We start from the raw sequence: 343 nt of genomic DNA, 5'->3' as shown, positions 1-343 counted from the left end.
CCGCCATCATGGGAGAGCAACCCACAAGGTTATTACCTTTTACGGGCAATGAACAGCAAGCTAAAACCGCCAGTATCCGCTTTAGTTTAAAGGACTATTTAACCCTTGTAGATGAAACAGGTCGCGTAATAAGAGCAGACAAACGAGGCGCTATCGATAACAAAACCGCAAATATACTGTCAAGACTTCACATCAGTGATGAAAGTTGGCTCAAACTGACCACAAACTTTGAAGGTATATTCACTGGCGCGGTTGGCACCGCAGAGCATTTGTGTGAATTTACTGAGCACGTAGGGTTAAAGCGCGCACACGGGAAAGCAAATGCCCAAGCTTGTTTGAATAG

At 45.2% G+C, this 343-nt stretch carries 1 pseudogene; it reads left to right on the top strand.

Annotated features, from left to right (window positions below):
- Window positions 1–343: pseudogene (locus tag H4J66_RS00045) on the top strand (transposase); the annotation flags it as partial.

The sequence above is a fragment of the Colwellia sp. MB3u-55 genome (assembly GCF_014076785.1).
GTDB lineage: Bacteria > Pseudomonadota > Gammaproteobacteria > Enterobacterales > Alteromonadaceae > Colwellia_A.
The sequence above is the reverse complement of the archived record's forward strand: the minus strand, read 5'-3'. Positions and strand labels throughout refer to the sequence as shown.